1 protein-coding gene is annotated in these 570 nt (G+C 55.6%); it reads left to right on the top strand.

Annotated elements, in window-relative coordinates; genetic code table 11:
- Nucleotides 1–126: 126 nt before the first annotated feature.
- Nucleotides 127–450 carry a hypothetical protein gene (locus tag AC1DWI_RS25885; protein WP_477668942.1) on the top strand — a complete coding sequence of 108 codons (324 nt, stop codon included), beginning with the start codon at nucleotides 127–129 and terminating at the stop codon, nucleotides 448–450.
- Nucleotides 451–570 lie beyond the last annotated feature (120 nt).

Raw genomic sequence — 570 nt, 5'->3', positions numbered from 1 at the left:
GTTGTTGCCTTTAAGTCGCAGGCGGTGAATCGTGCCGCTTAACATTTCGGCCCACGCGGACACTCAGCAGCAGATAGCCGCTGCGCAGCGCTTGCTGCGTGCCGGTGGCCTCCAACGTTAGACCTCATGGACTCCATCGCACATCGACTCACGAAGCTATCGCTCTGGGGCTTGCCGCTTTTATGGCTTGCTCTAGCCGTGTTTGTATGGCTTCGTCACTCATGGCTTGCTGGTGCTTGCTTCGCCATAGCTGGCCTCAGCGGTTTGCTCTGGAACTTATTCTTTTTGCCGGTCGGCGTTGGTCGTCCCGCTGAAATCTGGCGCGCAGTGGTCTTCGTCGAATATGACGAAGCTCCTTTGGGTCACGTTCTTTCGGTATACCTCCCGCTGCTTTCAAAGCTGTCTCTTGTGGCCGCAGTTTCCATGCTTGCTTTCAAGCGTGCGGTTTAATCCATCATTCCAGCGGACCGCCATTGGCGGCCGCTGAATTCAAACGTCAGGTCGCATAAGAGTAGCCACCCATGTCCAAGGCCATTCATTTCATTGGCGCGCTCTTCGCGATTTCGCGAT

This window comes from Polaromonas sp. P3_C2 (assembly GCF_056402675.1).
Note: the sequence above shows the minus strand (reverse complement) of the source record. Positions and strands in the feature narration are given on the sequence as shown.